The organism is Pseudomonas sp. LFS074 (assembly GCF_047978165.1).
In the GTDB taxonomy this organism is placed as follows: Bacteria; Pseudomonadota; Gammaproteobacteria; order Pseudomonadales; family Pseudomonadaceae; genus Aquipseudomonas; species Aquipseudomonas putida_P.
Window position 1 is genome coordinate 565,622 of sequence record NZ_JBFPFV010000003.1, and the last position, 18,109, is coordinate 583,730.

11 protein-coding genes and 4 pseudogenes are annotated in these 18,109 nt (G+C 61.0%); 7 read left to right on the plus strand and 8 right to left on the minus strand.

Translation table 11 applies throughout. From position 1 onward, the window contains the following. Positions 1-10 precede the first annotated feature (10 nt). From ACNQP3_RS26620 to putP, 6 genes are all read right to left on the minus strand, one after another. Positions 11-1,414, minus strand: a complete 1,404-nt coding sequence (locus ACNQP3_RS26620; protein ID WP_264317311.1) for a PIG-L deacetylase family protein — start codon at positions 1,412-1,414, stop codon at positions 11-13. Continuing rightward, positions 1,411-2,307, minus strand: a complete 897-nt coding sequence (locus ACNQP3_RS26625; protein WP_060515515.1) for an antimicrobial resistance protein Mig-14 — start codon at positions 2,305-2,307, stop codon at positions 1,411-1,413. Before ACNQP3_RS26625 ends, ACNQP3_RS26620 begins: the two co-directional genes overlap by 4 nt. After that, entirely contained in the window at positions 2,307-3,437 is a 1,131-nt protein-coding gene (locus tag ACNQP3_RS26630; RefSeq protein WP_012274503.1) for a glycosyltransferase, read from the minus strand. Before ACNQP3_RS26630 ends, ACNQP3_RS26625 begins: the two co-directional genes overlap by 1 nt. Continuing rightward, positions 3,421-5,178 (minus strand): carbamoyltransferase, encoded by a 1,758-nt coding sequence (locus tag ACNQP3_RS26635; protein ID WP_012274504.1) that lies wholly within the window; start codon positions 5,176-5,178, stop codon positions 3,421-3,423. The genes ACNQP3_RS26630 and ACNQP3_RS26635 overlap by 17 nt, the downstream gene beginning before the upstream one ends. Before the next feature lie 107 nt (positions 5,179-5,285). After that, complete coding sequence (locus ACNQP3_RS26640; RefSeq protein WP_012274505.1) at positions 5,286-6,122, minus strand: 23S rRNA (adenine(2030)-N(6))-methyltransferase RlmJ; 837 nt, start codon at positions 6,120-6,122, stop codon at positions 5,286-5,288. A 106-nt stretch (positions 6,123-6,228) separates the two neighbouring features. Next, positions 6,229-7,707 (minus strand): sodium/proline symporter PutP, encoded by a 1,479-nt coding sequence (gene putP, locus ACNQP3_RS26645; RefSeq protein ID WP_060494400.1) that lies wholly within the window; start codon positions 7,705-7,707, stop codon positions 6,229-6,231. A 357-nt stretch (positions 7,708-8,064) separates the two neighbouring features. Between putP and ACNQP3_RS26650 the strand changes: the two are divergent. The 5 genes and pseudogenes from ACNQP3_RS26650 to putA all read left to right on the plus strand — a co-directional run. After that, positions 8,065-8,229 (plus strand): annotated as a pseudogene (locus tag ACNQP3_RS26650) (transcriptional regulator); the annotation flags it as partial. A gap of 1 nt (position 8,230) precedes the next feature. Beyond that, positions 8,231-8,839, plus strand: coding sequence for an acyl-homoserine-lactone synthase (locus ACNQP3_RS26655; RefSeq protein WP_131949441.1), 609 nt, complete (start codon positions 8,231-8,233; stop codon positions 8,837-8,839). A 14-nt stretch (positions 8,840-8,853) separates the two neighbouring features. Beyond that, positions 8,854-9,165: pseudogene (locus ACNQP3_RS26660) on the plus strand (hypothetical protein); the annotation flags it as partial. A gap of 284 nt (positions 9,166-9,449) precedes the next feature. Then, positions 9,450-10,199 (plus strand): helix-turn-helix transcriptional regulator, encoded by a 750-nt coding sequence (locus ACNQP3_RS26665; RefSeq protein ID WP_006119203.1) that lies wholly within the window; start codon positions 9,450-9,452, stop codon positions 10,197-10,199. A gap of 3 nt (positions 10,200-10,202) precedes the next feature. Next, a pseudogene (gene putA / locus ACNQP3_RS26670) lies at positions 10,203-13,667 on the plus strand (trifunctional transcriptional regulator/proline dehydrogenase/L-glutamate gamma-semialdehyde dehydrogenase); the annotation flags it as partial. Between the two features lie 432 nt (positions 13,668-14,099). Here the strand turns inward: putA and ACNQP3_RS26675 are convergent. Further along, positions 14,100-14,210 (minus strand): annotated as a pseudogene (locus ACNQP3_RS26675) (DUF3077 domain-containing protein); the annotation flags it as partial. 635 nt (positions 14,211-14,845) lie between these two features. Between ACNQP3_RS26675 and ACNQP3_RS26680 the strand changes: the two are divergent. Beyond that, positions 14,846-16,000: a YcaO-like family protein gene (locus ACNQP3_RS26680; RefSeq protein WP_264316611.1), complete on the plus strand. Its 1,155-nt coding sequence runs from the start codon at positions 14,846-14,848 to the stop codon at positions 15,998-16,000. 1 nt (position 16,001) lies between these two features. After that, the gene (locus ACNQP3_RS26685; protein WP_264316612.1) at positions 16,002-17,651 is read left to right on the plus strand and encodes an ATP-binding cassette domain-containing protein; all 1,650 of its coding nucleotides are present in this window, start codon (positions 16,002-16,004) and stop codon (positions 17,649-17,651) included. A gap of 135 nt (positions 17,652-17,786) precedes the next feature. Here the strand turns inward: ACNQP3_RS26685 and ACNQP3_RS26690 are convergent, their stop codons facing one another. Then, on the minus strand, positions 17,787-18,050 hold the full coding sequence (locus ACNQP3_RS26690; RefSeq protein ID WP_043198192.1) for a DUF3077 domain-containing protein: 264 nt from the start codon (positions 18,048-18,050) through the stop codon (positions 17,787-17,789). Positions 18,051-18,109 lie beyond the last annotated feature (59 nt).

Consider the following 18,109-nt stretch of genomic DNA (forward strand, 5'->3'; position numbering starts at 1 on the left):
TGGGGCGTGCTTACAGTTCACGTCGCCAGAACAGTTCGTGTCGGCGCACGGCCTTGCGGAAGAACTCGTTCTCCCCATAAGGCGACGGCCGACGCGCGGCCAGCCAGCGTTGCAACCAGCGGCGCAGGCGGCGCTTGAACGGCGCGGGCGGCTGCAGGTCGTGCATCATGCCCAGGGCCATGGCCTTGTCGTGCTGGGTAGCCCGGTCCAGGACCAGGCTGCAAGGTGCCCAGGCCTGCGCAGCGCTCAACTGCGGAGGCAGGGCCACGCCATCGCCGCTGTCGCCCATAGGCCAGCGGTCGTTGTCATGCAGGTGGTTGGCATAGCACAGCAGGGTTTGTGGCTGCCAGGCCAGGCCTTGCAGGGCTTCCAGCACTGCCGCCTGAGCGCAGATGTGGTCGGGATGCGGGTCGAGTTGCGGGTGCGGCATCACCAACACCTCTGGCCTTGCCAGTTCCAGCAAGGCACGCAGGTCGGCCAGCAGGTTGTGCCAGGTTGGCGCGCCATCGCGGTCGCCCGGCAACGGGAACGGGTTGAACTGGCGGAACAGGCGAATATCGGCGAGGTCGGCTTCACGAGAAACGGCAGGCTGGTCGGGCGCGGCCTGCATGGCAGGCAGTTGCAGGCAGAAGTAACCCAGCTGCACGCAACGCGACTCCGGCACACCGGCCCAACGCGGCACGGCGATGCTGTCCCAGGCACGCAGGCGGCCCTTCAGACGCGCGGCCTCAGCTTTTGCCAGGCCCATCTGTTGATAATGCTCGGCCTCGATCTCACCGGCGGTCAGGGTCACCACCCAGGTTTCGTCGGCCTGACTGTACAGGCCATACGCGGCCAGCTCGGCGTCGTCGGCATGTGGCGCGATTACCATCACCCGACGCCGCTGCAGCTCGACCGCTGGGGTTTTCCACAGCCGAGCCTGGCCTTGCAGCCGGCAATGCCGACCGCGCAGGCACAACGTGCCGGCTTGCAGCGGCGCAGCCAAGCCAGTCAGATTGAGGAAGCGCACGCCATCGACACCACGCTCGAACGTTTGCCGATCGGACTGATCGGCAGCGGTCAGCTCGACCCGAGGGTCGAGAAACCGCCCCAGCCAGCTGCTTTTTACGTGCAGCTCAAGCACCAGGGTTTCGTCGCCCTGCAGCGCGCACTCGGCCTTGAGCAGACCGTCCTGCAGGCTGGCTGGTACCGGTTGCGCCTGGTCGCCAAAGTCGTAGGCATAGTCCTCACCTGGCGCATAGAACAGGTGGTCGGCAAACCAGGCTTCATGGGCAGCCCAGAGCAGCGGCAACAGCAGCAGTGGCAGCCACCACCAGCTGAAAACACCGAGGGCGACAAGCGCGACCAGGCCCACCAGCAGGCCCAGGCGCTTGTTGCGCCGGTGGCGCTTGAGCAACTGCTGCTTGCGGCTCACGCCTGATACACCGGCACGGGGTTGCACCAGCGGTCCTTGTACTCGCGGTCGGCACGGCCGAACGAGAACCGCAGTGGCTTGTTGCGCGCGCGGGCATCTTCCCAGGCGGCCTGGGTATTGAGGAAGCTCAGCACACTGCCGGGGCTGAAGGCCTTGGTTTCAGGGTCGACGCCGCCATTGATGTATTCGACGCTGATCCATTCTGGCGCTTCGACGCGGTACACCAACTGGATGGCAATCGGCTTGCCGTCCAGCAGCAGCACCGAGCCGATCAGCAGCTCGCGCAGGCGCTCCAGCACATCGGCCATGCGCTCGGCGCCTGTGGCTGGAAAGCCCCAGCGGCGCAGGAACAGGTCGCAGTACATGCTGGCGATGTCCTGGGCAGCGAAGTCACTGATCGGGCGCACCACGCCGCCCGCCTCTTCCAGCAGACGCAGTTCGCGGCGCTGGTTGTAGCGAAACTTCTTCGACAGATCTTCGGGCGCCCGGGCCATCGCCAACTGCTCCTTCTGCGCCTTCAGGCCGCTGAAGCGCCCTTGGTTCAGCTCGGACAGGTAACGCACGGTATGGCGCAACGGTGCCGCGGCATCGGCCGCCGCCGGCAGGATGATTTCGGCATTGCCAAGGTCGAACAGGGCTTTCTTGCCGGCACGCTTGAGCACGTCCTTGGCCAGCGCCAGGTGGTGCCCCCAGGTGGGAATGGCGGCCTTGAGCTCACCGGCCTGATACCAACCCAGGTATCGCACCGGGATCTGCGCCAGATCAGCCAGTTGCTCGACCACCAGCGGATGGGTGGCGACACTGCCACCAAAGCGCGCCCATGCCTCGGCATAGGCCTTGGCGTCGACAGTTTGCCAACCGCGTTCGCGGAAGGCCTGGATACGATTGAGCATCAGGCCTGCCCCACCAGCGCACGCACCTGCGGCAGCTGCCAGAAGGCCTCGCGCACTGCCTGGTCGGAGAAACGCTCACGCAGGCGCTGCAGCATGTGCTCGGCACAAGCCTGGCGCTGCTCGGCGTCCAGCGTGGCCATGTGCTTCAGGCCTTGAGCCAGCTGGGCAGCATCGCCCAACGGGAACAGCACGCCAACACCCTCGACGACTTCGCGGGCACCGCCACAGGCCGTGGCCAGCACCGGCACGCCGGCGACCATGGCTTCGAGCAGGACCATGCCGAACGGCTCATGGTCGGAGCTCAGGGCGAACACATCGAAGGCCTGGAAGTAACGCCGCGCATCCGGCACCTGACCCAGGAAGTCCACCTGCCCGGCAATACCGAGCTCGGCAGCCAAGGCCTTGAGTTCGTCCGCCAGGCGGCCCTTGCCGAGGATAGCCAAGCGAGCACCCGCCGGCAGCCCCGGCAGCGCTTGGGCAAAGCCACGCAACAAAGTGGCCTGGTCCTTGTCCGGGTGCAAGCGCCCGACGTTGCCGACGATCCACGCCTGCGCATCCAGGCCCAGGGCCTGGCGCGCCTCGGCATGCGGCACCAGGGCCATTTGCAGGGCGTCGATGTCGATGCGGTTGTACAGGGTCTGGATGCGTTCGGCCGGCCACTGTGGCAGGCACCGACGCATGTCGTCACGCACCGCGTCCGACACACCCAGCAGGCTCAGGCGCTTGCTGAACAGGTTGGCGAACAGCCGGCGGCCCTTGCGCTCATAGTCACCAAAGGCATGGTGCACGCCAATCACCGGCAGGCCGGTACCCAGCAGGGCGACGTAGATGGGCTTGAAGCGGTGGGCGATGCAGAAGGCGAAGTTGCGCTCGGCCGCGATCCGCCGCAACGCGCGGATCGCCCCGAGCTTCAAACCGCGCACGGCCTTGGAGCTGAACTCCAGGAACAACACCTCGTCCGACGCACAGCCGGCCGCTACCTGCGGGTCGGCTGCCCCGGTGAGGAACACCGTGGTGACCTGGTAGCCACGCCCCTGGAACAGGCTGGCGTACTGACGGGCGCAGTCGAGGAAAGGCCCGTCATAACCATGGCAGAACTGCAGGATGCGCGGTTCAGAGCGGCTGGTCATAGGCGGCGGCGCCGTCCTTCACGACCAGGATGTCTTCCATGATCAGGTACTGCAGGTCCGAGCCGAAGAACATGTTCAGGGCATCGGTCGGTGAGCAGATCATCGGTTCGCCACGGCGGTTCAGCGAGGTGTTCAGCGACACGCCGTTGCCGGTCAGGTCTTCCAGCGCCTTCATCATGTCGTAGTAGCGCGGGTTGTACTCGCGCTTGAGCACCTGGGCACGCGAAGTGCCGTCCTCGTGCACCACTTCCGGTACGCGCGTCTTCCACTCCTCAGCCACTTCGAAGGTGAAGGTCATGAATGGCGCCGGGTGGTCGACCTTGATCATCTGCGGGGCAACGGTGTCGAGCATCGACGGGCAGAAAGGTCTCCAGCGTTCACGGAACTTGATCTGGTGGTTGATGCGGTCGGCCACGCCTTCGACGCTCGGGCAGCCAATGATCGAACGGCCACCCAGGGCACGCGGACCGAACTCCATGCGGCCTTGGAACCAGGCCACCGGATTGCCATCCACCATGATCTTGGCGATCTGCTGGGGCATGTTCTCAAGCTTGCGCCACTTCGGCTGGTTCGGATGACGGGCGCAGGCGGCAATCACGTCCTCGTTGGAGTACGAAGGGCCGAGGTAGACGTGTTCCATCTTCTCGACCGGTACGCCACGGGCGTGGGAAACGTAGGCTGCGGCGCCAACGGCAGTGCCGGCGTCGCCGGAGGCCGGCTGGACGAACAGTTCCTTCACGTCCGGGCGGGCGATGATCTTCTGGTTGAGCTTGACGTTCAGCGCGCAGCCGCCGGCGAAGGCCAGCTTGCCGGTTTCACGCAGGGTGTCGCCCAGGTAGTGGTCGATCATCTGCAGCGCCAGCTTCTCGAACAGCGCCTGCATGCTGGCCGCGTAGTGGATGTACGGCTCGTCGGCGATGTCGCCTTCGCGCTTGGGGCCCAGCCATTCGATCAGTTTCGGCGAGAAGTAGAAACCCTTGCCCTTCTCTTTATAGCGGCGCAGGCCGATGACGTTGGCGTACTCGGTGTTGATCACCAGCTCGCCGTTTTCGAAGCTGGCCAGGCGCGAGAAATCGTACTTGCTGGCGTCGCCGTAAGGCGCCATGCCCATGACCTTGAACTCGCCATCGAGCATCTCGAAGCCGAGGAACTCGGTGATCGCGCCGTACAGGCCGCCCAACGAGTCCGGGTCGAAGAATTCCTTGATCTTGTGGATCTTGCCGTTTTCGCCGTAGCCAAAGAAGGTGGTGGCGTACTCGCCTTTACCGTCAATGCCGAGAATCGCGGTTTTTTCCTTGAAGCCCGAGCAGTGGTACGCACTGGAAGCGTGGGCCAGGTGGTGCTCGACCGGCTCGATCTTGACCTTTTTCGGGTCGAAGCCCAGTTGCTCCAGGCACCAGACGATCTTCTTGCGGTAGCGCTTGTAGCGACGGTTGCCCATCAGGATGGCGTCGAGGGCGCGATCCGGGGCGTACCAGTAGCGCTTGGCATAGTGCCAGCGCGCCTTGCCGAACAGGCTGATCGGGGCGAACGGGATGGCTACCACGTCGACGTCGGACGGCTTGATGCCTGCCTGTTCCAGGCAGAACTTCGCCGACTCGTAGGGCATGCGGTTCTTCGCATGCTTGTCACGCACGAAGCGCTCTTCTTCGGCGGCGGCAATCAGCTTGCCGTCAATGTACAGGGCCGCGGAAGGGTCATGGCTAAGGGCGCCGGACAGGCCAAGAATCGTCAATGCCAAGGGATTAGCCTCTTCATTCGGTAAAAATGCGCCAGCTGCCTCTTGGGCGGGTGGCGGCTAAAGGGCGGAATTATAACGCAAACATGTGCGCAACGCGGCAACCTGTATTATTCGGCGATCAGCCAATCCATGCGGTAGCTACCGTCCGTCTGCGCCAGCTCTTTGGCCAGCCAAGGCAACAACTCCTTGAGCTCTTCTTCCAGGCCCCACGGCGGGTTGGCGATGGCCAGGCCCGAACCATTAAGGCCCTGCGGGCTGTCCTGGTGGTGCACGTATAGCTCGACCCGCAGCAATTTCGGCGCGCCGGTGCTGGTCAGGTCCTGGTAATAGCGGGTCAGCGAGCGCTGGTCCTTGATCGGGTACCAGATGGCCACAACCGTCTGACGCATGCGGCCAATCGCCTCTTTCATGGCATTGGTGCAACGCTTGAGCTCATCGGCCTGTTCGAACGGCGGGTCGATCAGCATGATCGCGCGCTTTTCCTGCACAGGCAGCAAGGCACGCGGCACATGCCAGCCTTCGCCCAGATGCACGACCACGCGCGGGTCTTTCTTCATGTTCTCTTTGAGCAGCGGGCCGTCTTCGGGGTGCTTCTCGTTGAGCAGGGCACGGTCCTGCTGGCGCATCAGGCGGCGGGCCAGTTCGGGCGAACCTGGGTAGTAGCGCAGCTCGCCGTCGGCGTTCAGGCGCTTGATGACGCGCAGGTAGTCGTCGGCCATGGCCGGCAGGTCATCGCGGTTCCACAGACGAGCGACGCCTTCCAGGTACTCGCCGGTGCGAGTTGCCTGGTCGCCTTGCAGGTCGTACAGGCCAAGGCCTGCGTGGGTATCGATGTAGGCGAACGGCTGCTCCTTGCGCGACATCAGGGCGATGAGGCGGGTCAGCACGATGTGTTTGAGGACGTCGGCGTGGTTGCCGGCGTGGAAGGCGTGACGATAGTTCATGGCAACTCCTGCGGGGAGGGCAAGTTTACCTTGCCTTGCAGGCGGAGTCAGGCCTGGCTGCTGATTGGCGGCGCCCGCTGAGCAGGCGCCGCCAATTCAACGGGTGTTACTTGTCAGCGTGGTACGCCGCATCGGCAGTCTCGAAGCGCTGCACCATCGCCTTCGAAGGGCTGCCCATCTTGCTCACCAGCACGATGGCGATGCTCGCCAGCAGGAAGCCTGGGATGATTTCGTACAGGCCCCAGGTATCGATCTGCTTCCACACGATCACGGTCACTGCGCCCACCACGATACCGGCCAGTGCGCCGTTGCGGGTCATGCCTTTCCACAGTACCGAAATCAGCACCACCGGGCCGAAGGCAGCGCCGAAGCCGGCCCAGGCGTAGGCCACCAGGCCCAGCACGCGGTTTTCCGGGTTGGCAGCCATGGCAATGGCGATCAGGGCTACGGCCAGCACCATCAGACGGCCGACCCACACCAGCTCGAGCTGCGAAGCGTTCTTGCGCAGGAACGACTTGTAGAAGTCTTCGGTCAGGGCACTGGAGCACACCAGCAGTTGGCAGCTCAGGGTGCTCATCACCGCCGCCAGAATGGCCGACAGCAATACACCGGCGATCCATGGATTGAACAGGATCTTCGCCAGCTCGATGAACACGCGCTCGTGGTTTTCGGTCACCGGGCCCGCCAGATCAGGGTTGGCCGAGAAGTAGGCGATACCGAAGAAGCCCACGGCACAGGTACCGGCCAGGCACAGAATCATCCAGGTCATGGAGATGCGACGGGCTTTGGCAATCGATTTCACCGAATCGGCGGCCATGAAACGCGCCAGGATGTGCGGCTGACCGAAATAGCCCAGGCCCCAACCCATCAGCGAGATGATGCCAATGAAGGTAGCGCCCTTGAACATGTCGAAGTTGGCCGGGTTGACCGCCTCGATGGCAGCGAAGGTGGTGTCGAAGCCACCCGTGGAGATCAGCACGATCACCGGGGTCAGGATCAGCGCGAAGATCATCAGCGAAGCCTGCACGGTGTCGGTCCAACTTACCGCCAGGAAGCCACCCACGAAGGTGTAGGCGATGGTCGCCGCGGCGCCGGCCCACAGGGCTGTCTCGTACGACATGCCGAAGGTGCTTTCGAACAGACGGGCACCGGCAACGATGCCGGAAGCGCAGTAGATGGTGAAGAACACCAGGATGACGATCGCCGAAATGATCCGCAGCAGGCCGCTTTGGTCTTCGAAACGGCTGGAGAAGTAGTCCGGCAGGGTCAGTGCGTCACCGTTGTGTTCGGTCTGCACACGCAGACGGCCGGCCACGAACAGCCAGTTCAGGTAGGCACCAACGGTCAGGCCGATGGCGATCCAGGCCTCGGACAGGCCCGAGAAGTAGATGGCGCCCGGCAGGCCCATCAGCAGCCAGCCGCTCATGTCGGATGCGCCGGCAGACAGCGCGGTGACCACGCTACCCAGGCTGCGACCGCCCAGAATGTAATCGGAAAGGTTGTTGGTGGCGCGATAGGCGGCGAAGCCGATCAGCACCATTGCCGCGATGTAGACCACAAAAGTGATCGTTAGTGGATTGCCCATGCGTGTGCCCTGGCGTTTGTTTTTATCTCATGCACAACCGCAGCCATGGCGGTTGCACCCAGGCGGCGAATCCTATGCAACAACGCAAAGCAGGTGCAACCATTTTTCATTTGCAAGTTGCACCTTGCCGAGCATTTTTCGTAACAGCAGCCTTTTTGCTCCTTTTTGGAGCAAAAAGGCGGTTTTTCAGAATAAAACGCACCGAAAGCACCCCTTTTCAAGGTGTGGAAATGCCTGTCGGACGAGTTGCACCTTCTTCAGAAAAAATTCGGGTTGCACCTGGTTGCACCCGAATTGTCCTACAGCTACTCTTGGCGCCAGCTTAGGCCACAGCCGTGGCAATAACGAGGATAAGAAATGGCGACGACCACCCTTGGGGTCAAACTCGACGACCCGACCCGTGAGCGACTCAAAGCAGCTGCGCAGTCCATTGACCGCACGCCGCACTGGTTGATCAAGCAAGCGATCTTCAACTATCTGGAGAAGCTCGAGGGTGGTGCCACCCTGACCGAACTCAACGGTCATGCGGACCTTCGTTCACGAAGAAGGGCGGTTACCACACGAACTTGCAGCGGATCTCGGGCGCTACCGGCGCCGCGTGTTCGTCGAACAACTCGGTTGGGAGCTCCCGTCGGCGAACGAAAGCTTCGAGCGCGACCAGTTCGATCGCGACGATACCGTGTACGTGTTCGCGCGAAATGCCGGCGGCGACGTGTGCGGATGTGCGCGCCTGCTGCCCACGACGCGCCCGTATCTGCTGCAGTCGCTGTTCGCCGACCTGATCGCCGCAGACATGCCGCTGCCGCAATCGGCGGCCGTCTGGGAGCTGTCCAGGTTCGCGGCGACCGACGACGAAGGCGGGTCGGGCAATGCCGAGTGGGCCGTGCGGCCGATGCTCGCGGCCGTGGTCGAATGCGCGGCGCAGCTCGGCGCGCGGCAGCTGATCGGCGTGACGTTCGCGAGCATGGAGCGGCTGTTCCGCCGGATCGGCATACACGCGCACCGCGCAGGCCCGCCGAAGCAGGTGGACGGACGTCTGGTGGTCGCATGCTGGATCGATATTGATCCGCAAACGTTTGCGGCATTAGGAATCAAGCCGGGGCAGGCAGCCCGGCAAGCCATCGCCGCCTGAATGTCAGCAACCTGGCCGATGATGCCGGTGAAGTCCAGGCCGACCACAGCCACCAGTGCTTCCTCGAATTCGCCGAGAGCATCCTGCCGCAGTCGGTACTGCGCTCGGCGATCACTGCCGCCTACCGCCGCCCCGAGCAGGAAGTGGTGCCGATGCTGCTGGAGCAGGCACGCCTGAGCGCGCCATTGGCCGAAGCCACCAACAAGCTGGCAGCCGGCATCGCCGAAAAACTGCGCAACCAGAAGAGCGCTGGCGGCCGTGCCGGCATCGTCCAGGGCCTGTTGCAGGAGTTCTCGCTGTCGTCCCAGGAAGGCGTGGCACTGCTGCAGATTGAGTAACCGTGAATGTTTGTACAAATGTTTCAAAGATGTTACTATGAGTGTCCCGGCCAGCATCACTTTATATTTTGTGACGTCTGGCCGGACGTTTTCCCTAGTGTTGGCTGTTTTAGCGACCTGGCCGTACAGGTCAGGTTTTTTTTTACCGCTAAACAACTGAAGCCATTGTAACCTCTGAATGATTCATTGTAAGTTACTCTTAAGTATCATCTTGCCTGTACTATAGTGCAGGTTAAGTCCACGTTAAGTAAAAGAAGCAGCATGGAGCCTGAATGTTTTCTTTTTTCCTTGAAAATCAAACAATAACGGATACGCTTCAGACTTACATACAGAGAAAGTTATCTCCGCTGGGTAGTCCGGATTACGCTTACACTGTTGTGAGCAAAAAAAATCCTTCAAATGTTCTGATTATTTCCAGTTATCCTGACGAATGGATTAGGTTATACCGCGCTAACAACTTTCAGCTGACCGATCCGGTTATTCTCACGGCCTTTAAACGCACCTCGCCGTTTGCCTGGGATGAGAATATTACGCTGATGTCCGACCTGCGGTTCACCAAAATTTTCTCTTTATCCAAGCAATACAACATCGTTAACGGCTTTACCTATGTCCTGCATGACCACATGAACAACCTTGCTCTGTTGTCCGTGATCATTAAAGGCAACGATCAGACTGCGCTGGAGCAACGCCTTGCTGCCGAACAGGGCACGATGCAGATGCTGCTGATTGATTTTAACGAGCAGATGTACCGCCTGGCCGGTACCGAAGGCGAGCGAGCCCCGGCGTTAAATCAGAGCGCGGACAAAACGATATTTTCCTCGCGTGAAAATGAGGTGTTGTACTGGGCGAGTATGGGCAAAACCTATGCTGAGATTGCCGCTATTACGGGCATTTCTGTGAGTACCGTGAAGTTTCACATCAAGAATGTGGTCGTGAAACTGGGCGTCAGTAACGCCCGACAGGCTATCAGACTGGGTGTAGAACTGGATCTTATCAGACCGGCAGCGTCAGCGGCCAGGTAGTGAATGTGCCTGGCCGAAGCGCTGCTGCGCATCCCTGACAAGGGCACCCGCGACGCGCTGATCCGCGACAAGATCAGCACCGGCAACTGGCAGCCGCACCTGGGCAACAGCCCGTCGCTGTTCGTCAACGCCGCTACCTGGGGCCTGCTGCTGACCGGCAAGCTGGTCAGCACCCATAACGAATCCGGCCTCACCTCCTCGCTCACCCGCATCATCGGCAAGAGCGGCGAGCCGATGATCCGCAAGGGCGTCGACATGGCCATGCGCCTGATGGGCGAGCAGTTCGTCACCGGTGAAACCATCGCCGAAGCCCTGGCCAACGCCAGCCGCTTCGAGGCCAAGGGTTTCCGCTATTCCTACGACATGCTCGGCGAAGCCGCGCTGACCGAACACGACGCGCAGAAGTACCTGGCGTCCTACGAGCAGGCCATCCACTCGATTGGCAAGGCCTCCCATGGCCGCGGCATCTATGAAGGCCCAGGTATCTCGATCAAGCTGTCGGCACTGCACCCACGCTACAGCCGTGCCCAGTACGAGCGCGTGATGGAAGAGCTGTACCCGCGCCTGCTGTCGCTGACCCTGCTGGCCAAGCAGTACGACATCGGCCTGAACATCGACGCTGAAGAGGCCGACCGCCTGGAGCTGTCGCTCGACCTGCTCGAGCGCCTGTGCTTCGAACCTTCGCTGGCGGGCTGGAACGGCATCGGTTTCGTCATCCAGGCCTACCAGAAGCGCTGCCCGTACGTGATCGACTACGTCATCGACCTGGCCAAGCGCAGCCGCCACCGCCTGATGATCCGCCTGGTTAAAGGCGCCTACTGGGACAGCGAGATCAAGCGTGCCCAGGTCGAAGGCCTGGAAGGCTACCCGGTGTACACCCGCAAGGTGTACACCGACGTGTCCTACGTTGCCTGCGCCCGCAAGCTGCTGGCCGTACCAGAAGCCATCTACCCGCAGTTCGCCACCCACAACGCCCACACCCTGTCGGCCATCTACCACATCGCCGGGCAGAACTATTACCCGGGGCAGTACGAGTTCCAGTGCCTGCACGGCATGGGTGAGCCGCTGTATGAGCAAGTGGTCGGCAAGATTGCCGATGGCAAGCTGAACCGCCCGTGCCGCGTCTATGCGCCGGTCGGCACCCACGAAACACTGCTGGCCTACCTGGTACGCCGCCTGCTGGAAAACGGCGCCAACACCTCGTTCGTCAACCGCATCGCCGACCACTCCATCTCCATCCAGGAACTGGTCGCCGACCCGGTCGCCAGCATCGAGCGCATGGGCACCCAGGAAGGCAGCATCGGCCTGCCGCACCCACGCATCCCGCTGCCGCGCGACTTGTATGGCAACGAGCGGGCCAACTCGGCCGGCATCGACATGGCCAACGAACACCGCCTGGCGTCGCTGTCCTGCGCCATGCTGGCCACCGCTCACAACGACTGGAAAGCCGCCCCGCTGCTGGCCTGCGCCGCCAGCGATAGCGCTGCCGTGCCGGTGCTGAACCCGGCCGACCTTCGCGATGTGGTGGGCCATGTGCAGGAGGCCACCGTCGCCGATGTCGACAACGCCATCCAGTGTGCACTGAACGCCGCACCGATCTGGCAGGCCACCCCACCCGCCGAACGTGCCGCCATTCTGGAGCGCACCGCCGACCTGATGGAGGCCGAGATCCAACCGCTGATGGGCCTGCTCATCCGCGAAGCCGGCAAAACCTTCGCCAACGCCATCGCAGAGGTGCGTGAAGCCGTGGACTTCCTGCGCTACTACGCGGTGCAGGCACGCAACGACTTCAGCAACGACGCCCACCGCCCGCTGGGCCCGGTGGTGTGCATCAGCCCATGGAACTTCCCGCTGGCGATCTTCACCGGCCAGGTGGCCGCAGCCCTGGCTGCCGGCAACCCGGTACTGGCCAAGCCCGCCGAGCAAACCCCGCTGATCGCCGCCCAGGCCGTGCGCCTGCTGCTGGAAGCCGGCATCCCCGAGGGCGTGCTGCAGTTGCTGCCAGGCCGCGGTGAAACCGTCGGTGCTGGCCTGGTCGGTGACGAGCGCGTCAAAGGCGTGATGTTCACCGGCTCCACCGAAGTCGCCCGCCTGCTGCAGCGCAACGTCGCCGGTCGCCTGGACAACCAGGGCCGCCCGATCCCGCTGATCGCCGAAACCGGTGGCCAGAACGCGATGATCGTCGACTCCTCGGCACTGACCGAGCAGGTGGTGATCGACGTGGTTTCCTCGGCCTTCGACAGCGCTGGCCAGCGTTGCTCGGCCCTGCGCGTACTGTGCCTGCAGGAAGACTCCGCCGACCGCGTGATCGAAATGCTCAAGGGCGCCATGGCCGAAAGCCGCCTGGGCTGCCCGGACCGCCTGGCCGTGGACATTGGCCCGGTGATCGACGCCGAAGCCAAGGCCGGCATCGAGAAGCACATCCAGGGCATGCGTGAAAAAGGCCGCTCGGTCTATCAGGTTGCCATTGCCGATGCTGCCGAGATCAAGCGCGGCACCTTCGTCATGCCAACCCTGATCGAGCTGGACAGCTTCGACGAGCTCAAGCGTGAAATCTTCGGCCCGGTACTGCACGTGGTGCGCTACAACCGCCGCAACCTGGACCAGCTGATCGAGCAGATCAACAACTCTGGCTATGGCCTGACCCTCGGCGTGCACACCCGCATCGACGAGACCATCGCCAAGGTGGTGGAAACCGCCAATGCCGGCAACATGTACGTAAACCGCAATATTGTCGGTGCGGTGGTGGGCGTGCAGCCGTTCGGCGGTGAAGGCCTGTCCGGCACCGGCCCGAAAGCAGGCGGCCCGCTGTACCTGTACCGCCTGCTGTCGACCCGCCCGGCCGACGCGATTGGCCGCCACTTCCAGCAGCAGGACGGCGAAGGCAAGCCAGACCGCACCCTGCACGAACAGCTGATCAAGCCGCTGCATGGTCTGAAGGCCTGGGCCGAGAGCAACCAGCTGGCTGACCTGGCTGCGCTGTGCGACCAGTTCGCCAGCCAGTCGCAAAGCGGCATCGCCCGCCTGCTGCCAGGCCCGACCGGCGAGCGCAACAGCTACACCATCCTGCCGCGCGAGCACGTGCTGTGCCTGGCGGACAACGAAGCCGACCTGCTGGCGCAACTGGCTGCGGTACTGGCCGTTGGCAGCTCGGCGGTGTGGGCTGACAGCGAACCGGGCAAGGCCCTGCGTGCCCGCCTGCCGCGTGAGCTGCAGGCCAAGGTCAAGCTGGTGGCGGACTGGAACAAGGATGACGTGGCGTTCGACGCCGTGATCCACCATGGCGACTCGGACCAGCTGCGCAGCGTGTGCCAGCAGGTGGCCAAGCGCGCCGGGGCGATCGTCGGTGTGCACGGGCTGTCCAGCGGGGATCACCAGATTGCGCTGGAGCGGTTGGTGATTGAGCGGGCGGTGAGTGTGAATACTGCGGCGGCGGGTGGTAACGCCAGCCTGATGACCATTGGCTGAGGCTGAGGGTTGTTGAAGAAAAGGGAGGGCTTAGGCTCTCCCTTTTTTATGGGCGGTTGTCTTGAGATAGGGTTGGGCTGACAGGTTCTCGCCACAGCATTATCTGCGCCTGTGAGACCGAGCGCCGCCCGCGCGGCGCATCGCGACGCAAGGCCGCTCCTACATTTGTTTCGGGTCAGTCTCTCCTGTGCCTATGGCGCGCGTACCCTGGGTGGCATGGCTGGAGATCGATAAAGAGCGACTGCGTCCCCTTCGATACCTCATGGAACACACAAGGCGGACAGCGGTGGTCTCACAGGATGGACTGGCCCGAAACAAATGTAGGAGCGGCCTTGCGTCGCGATGCGCCGCGCGGGCGGCGCTCGATCTCATAGGCGCAGAATTTGTTGTGGCGAACACCTGTCAGCCTTCATGCAATCCGAAGGCGACCACTCACTGCTTCATGCCCAACTCGGCATCATCCATCAGCGCCTTGGCCATGGCGCTCAGGTAATGCGCAGCCCATATCATCATCGGTTTCTCGTCCATCAGCCCGGTGATGGTCGGTGCCCCGGTGGTATGCCGGCAAATTTGCTTTACCAACCAGATCGAGCGCCGCCCGCGCGGGCTTCGCAGTACAAGGCTGCCCATCTCTTTCTGGCAAGTTAGGTCTGCACCAATGCGTAAGATTGGCTTGTTTCTTCGGCGTTCTATCTAGAGGAACACCAAGAACCAGGTGATTCCCCAGAAACAACCTTCCCCCCGGACCGATCATGACCCGCCTCTCTGTTGAGGGATCGTAATCCTTTCAGTGTTTTACAAAAAATTTAACCCCCCTAACCCTCCACAAGCGCCAACCCGTTAATTAATGGGTGATTTTTCTGACCCTTCGAAGAAGTGTAGGAATAAAGCTACAAATGCCAGAAAGAATTCCTACGCCGATCTTCCACTAAGAATTCCGGGCAGATCTTGAACCAAGGAAAAAACAAGTGATACAAAAGCCCTGCGCAAAAAGCGCACTCAAACCAACTCTATAGGAGCAGTAGCCATGGGACGTCGTCGTTCTGAAATCAATACTCTGCAAATCCCTCGCGTGATGAACTACACATTTACCGAGTCCGAGATTGAGTTCCTCAACATGCTGTAAGCCATAAACCAGAAGGGGCTTAGCCCCTTCTGGTCCGACATAGGAGCTAGAGATGATTACCGAACGCGAGCTGACCACAGAAGAAGCATACAACCGCCTGATAAGACTGCATCAGCACTTGGGCCTTCACTCGAAAACAAAACTATCAAAAAATAATAGCTTGGTCGCCACATGCCACTTATACAACAGCGCCTACCAAGAAGTGTCCTGCGGTGCAGGAAAGGGAGAACACTGTGAGCTAGGAGCTCTTGCTGAAAGCTTAGAGCATTACTTTGTCGACAAGTCGACGCCAACCACCATCGCAAGCGAAAAAATTTTGCAGTCGATAGACCCGTTTGACGACTGGCTACTAAAGTCAATCCCGCCTCATTGCCAAATACCTTACTTTGGACTTCAAGCACTGGACAGCTATGACGAAATAAAAATACCCGCGATACTGATAGCCCCCTCCTCCAGAAATACCGATGAGATTGAGAAAACCGCGGCAGGGTATCTTGCCAAATATGCGACCAATTCTGGCACAGCTATTGGCTGTACTGAGAGCGAAGCTCTCTTACACGCCATAAATGAATCTATCGAACGCCACACCCTGTCGATGTACTATCTATCGCTTTGCAACCTGACCTCCCCCCTAGAGATCTACCGACCCTCCAATTCATTTCTGGAAGACACCTTCACTCACGACAAGAAACTTTTGCGCCACGCAAGCAACCTAGAAATATACTTGACCCACGATTTCTATGACGTTCCATTTTGCATTGCTATCTCTCGCAACAAAAAAGAAGGCTCTCTCAGCGGCATCGGCTCGGGAAGCTCCATAAACCCATCGATTGCAATGTACCGCGCTGTAACTGAACAGATTCAGTGCGAACAACTTTCCGGACCGAAAGAAAAACAAGAAGATCTCGCCACGAAGAAAGTGCTTGCCTACTCAGAAAAACTTTCTCAACTTCTACACCCACGCCCTAAGTACAACGCGCCTGAATATCATCCGCCTCGTATAGAACTCAGCGTACGCGGACAGATCAAGCGCACGCTAATCAACCTGGGCAAGAATAATAAAACCGTATTCTACCGCACCCTATATGAGCACCCCGACTTCGCCACAGTCGTACAAGTTTTTATACCCGGACTGGAGCGCTTCCATTTGATAAGGTCCGGGATTCCAGTCGCGCCGCAAAGCGCGTTCAAACGCATAAGGCAATGATATGCATATATACCGAGGCATACTCGCCGCCCTGAGCGCGACCTTAGTTCTCAAAGTCGCGACCGTCGTACCTGCCCTGATCCTGGCTGACATTATCGACAACCTGTCCACCTCGGCCTCGTCTTCTCTCGTTCTGCTCGGTGCCTTCATATGCCTTGTCGCCCTACAAGCCTCGTTGACCCCTTTGCAAGCCTGGTGCCTGGCGCGGCTCTGCCAGGAGCGCGTGAAGCAGCTTTCCATGCGCTGGTGCCGAGGGTTGCTGGACAAACGCTTCGAGGCCTATGGACAACTCCATGGCGGAACCTTGGTGAAGGTACTGGATAGAGGAATTACGGCCCAGGAGCGATGGCTAGGCTTTCTGATCGGCTCGGCATGGCCGGTACTGGTCGAAGCTGTGGTACTGATCACGCTGTTCACGTACCTCGGAGCTACCTCGGTATTGATCGGCCTGGTCCCCTTGAGCTTGGCGTATCTGTGGGCAAACGATCGGCTGGTGCGCTGGCGCCGGCCCCGTATCGAGGCAGTCAACTCGCGGGAGGACGAACTGGCGGAACAATGGGTTGATACCTTCGCCAGCGCCTCAACGGTCAAGCTGGAGAAGGCCGAGGATGCCGCAATGATTCCCGTGAACCAGACACTGTCGGGCTATGCCGACTCAGCGGTAGGGGTTGCCTACAGTGGCGGATGGCTTCAGGGCTTGCGTACTCTATTCATTGGCCTGGGCAGTGGTGGTTTGCTCTTGTGGGGTATCCAAGATCAATCACAGGCAACACCGCATCTGAGCCTGGGCGAGCTTGTTGCCCTCTTTACCCTGGTGAGTGGATTGCTCGCCGGCGTTGCACAACTGGCGGAAGCCTGGCGGGTGCTCGACCAATTCAGACTCGACAAACGCAAGCTCGAACACTGGCTCGGGCTTCCTGTGTTCGGACCGACAGTCTCCATAGAGGCAGAACCCAAAAATGAAAACGCAGGGCTTTGCATTACCCCCTGCCAACTCAGCGCTCGAAACGCGCTGCAACTGCTGATCGATGAGCCCTTGGTAATTCGTGCAGGAGAACGGGTCGCACTGGTTGGGCCCAGCGGGTGCGGCAAGTCGACACTTCTGCATGCGCTGGCAGGAACGGTATTCCAGTTGCGCAAGCATGTTTACTTGCACGGCAGATGCCTGGCTGCGCTCGGCGCGTGTGAGCAGTTCCGTCGTTTACGACTCTGCCCTCAGGATGCGTACTTCATACCCGGTCCACTGCCTCGCGCAGTCCTGTTCGAGCATGCTCATGATCGCGTTCAAATCGAACGGTGGCTTGAACACCTGGGGCTGAGCAAAGACTGGTACGAGCTTGATCTGGATGCACGCGCGGAATCCATTTCGGGTGGCGAAGCACGCAGGCTGATGTTGCTTCGCTTGCTTAACCGGCCCGGCGAATTCAATTTTTTTGACGAGCCCACAGCTGGGCTTGATGCCGGATCGGCTGCGCGAACCTGGGATCTGCTGTTCGAAACATTCCAAGGGAAAGGGCTGATCTGCGTAACGCACGATCAGAGTGCCCTGTCACGCTTTGATCGGGTGATCACCATGAGCGAGGGACGGATCATCAACCAAGAGAAAACGAAGATCGCTCAGGACGCTGGGCTACCGGGCGCTCGCACATAACCTACATTGCATTACCAGACCCTGTAGGAGCGGCCTTGTGTCGCGATCCGCCGCGCGGGCGGCGCTCGATCTCACAGGCGCAGAAGTTGTTGTGGCGGACACCTGTCAGCCTTCATGCGATCCGAAGGCGACCACTCACTGCTTCATGCCCAACTCGGCATCATCCATCAGCGCCTTGGCCATGGCGCTCAGGTAGTGGGCAGCCCAGATCATCATCGGCTTCTCGTCCATCAGGCCGGTGATGGTCAGTTCGCGTACATAGCCCATCAATTCCGACGACTGCTCGCGGGCGTCCCTGCAGGGGATGCCGGGCTCGATTCGGAACAGTGGATGCGTGCCGTTTTCGCCTTGGTAAAAAGCGGTCTTGCCGACGGTGAACTGGGTGTCTTCTGTTGTCATTGTTCAATCACCTGAAAATTCTCTAGTGCCTGGGCGGGCCCTTTCGCGGGTTTACCCGC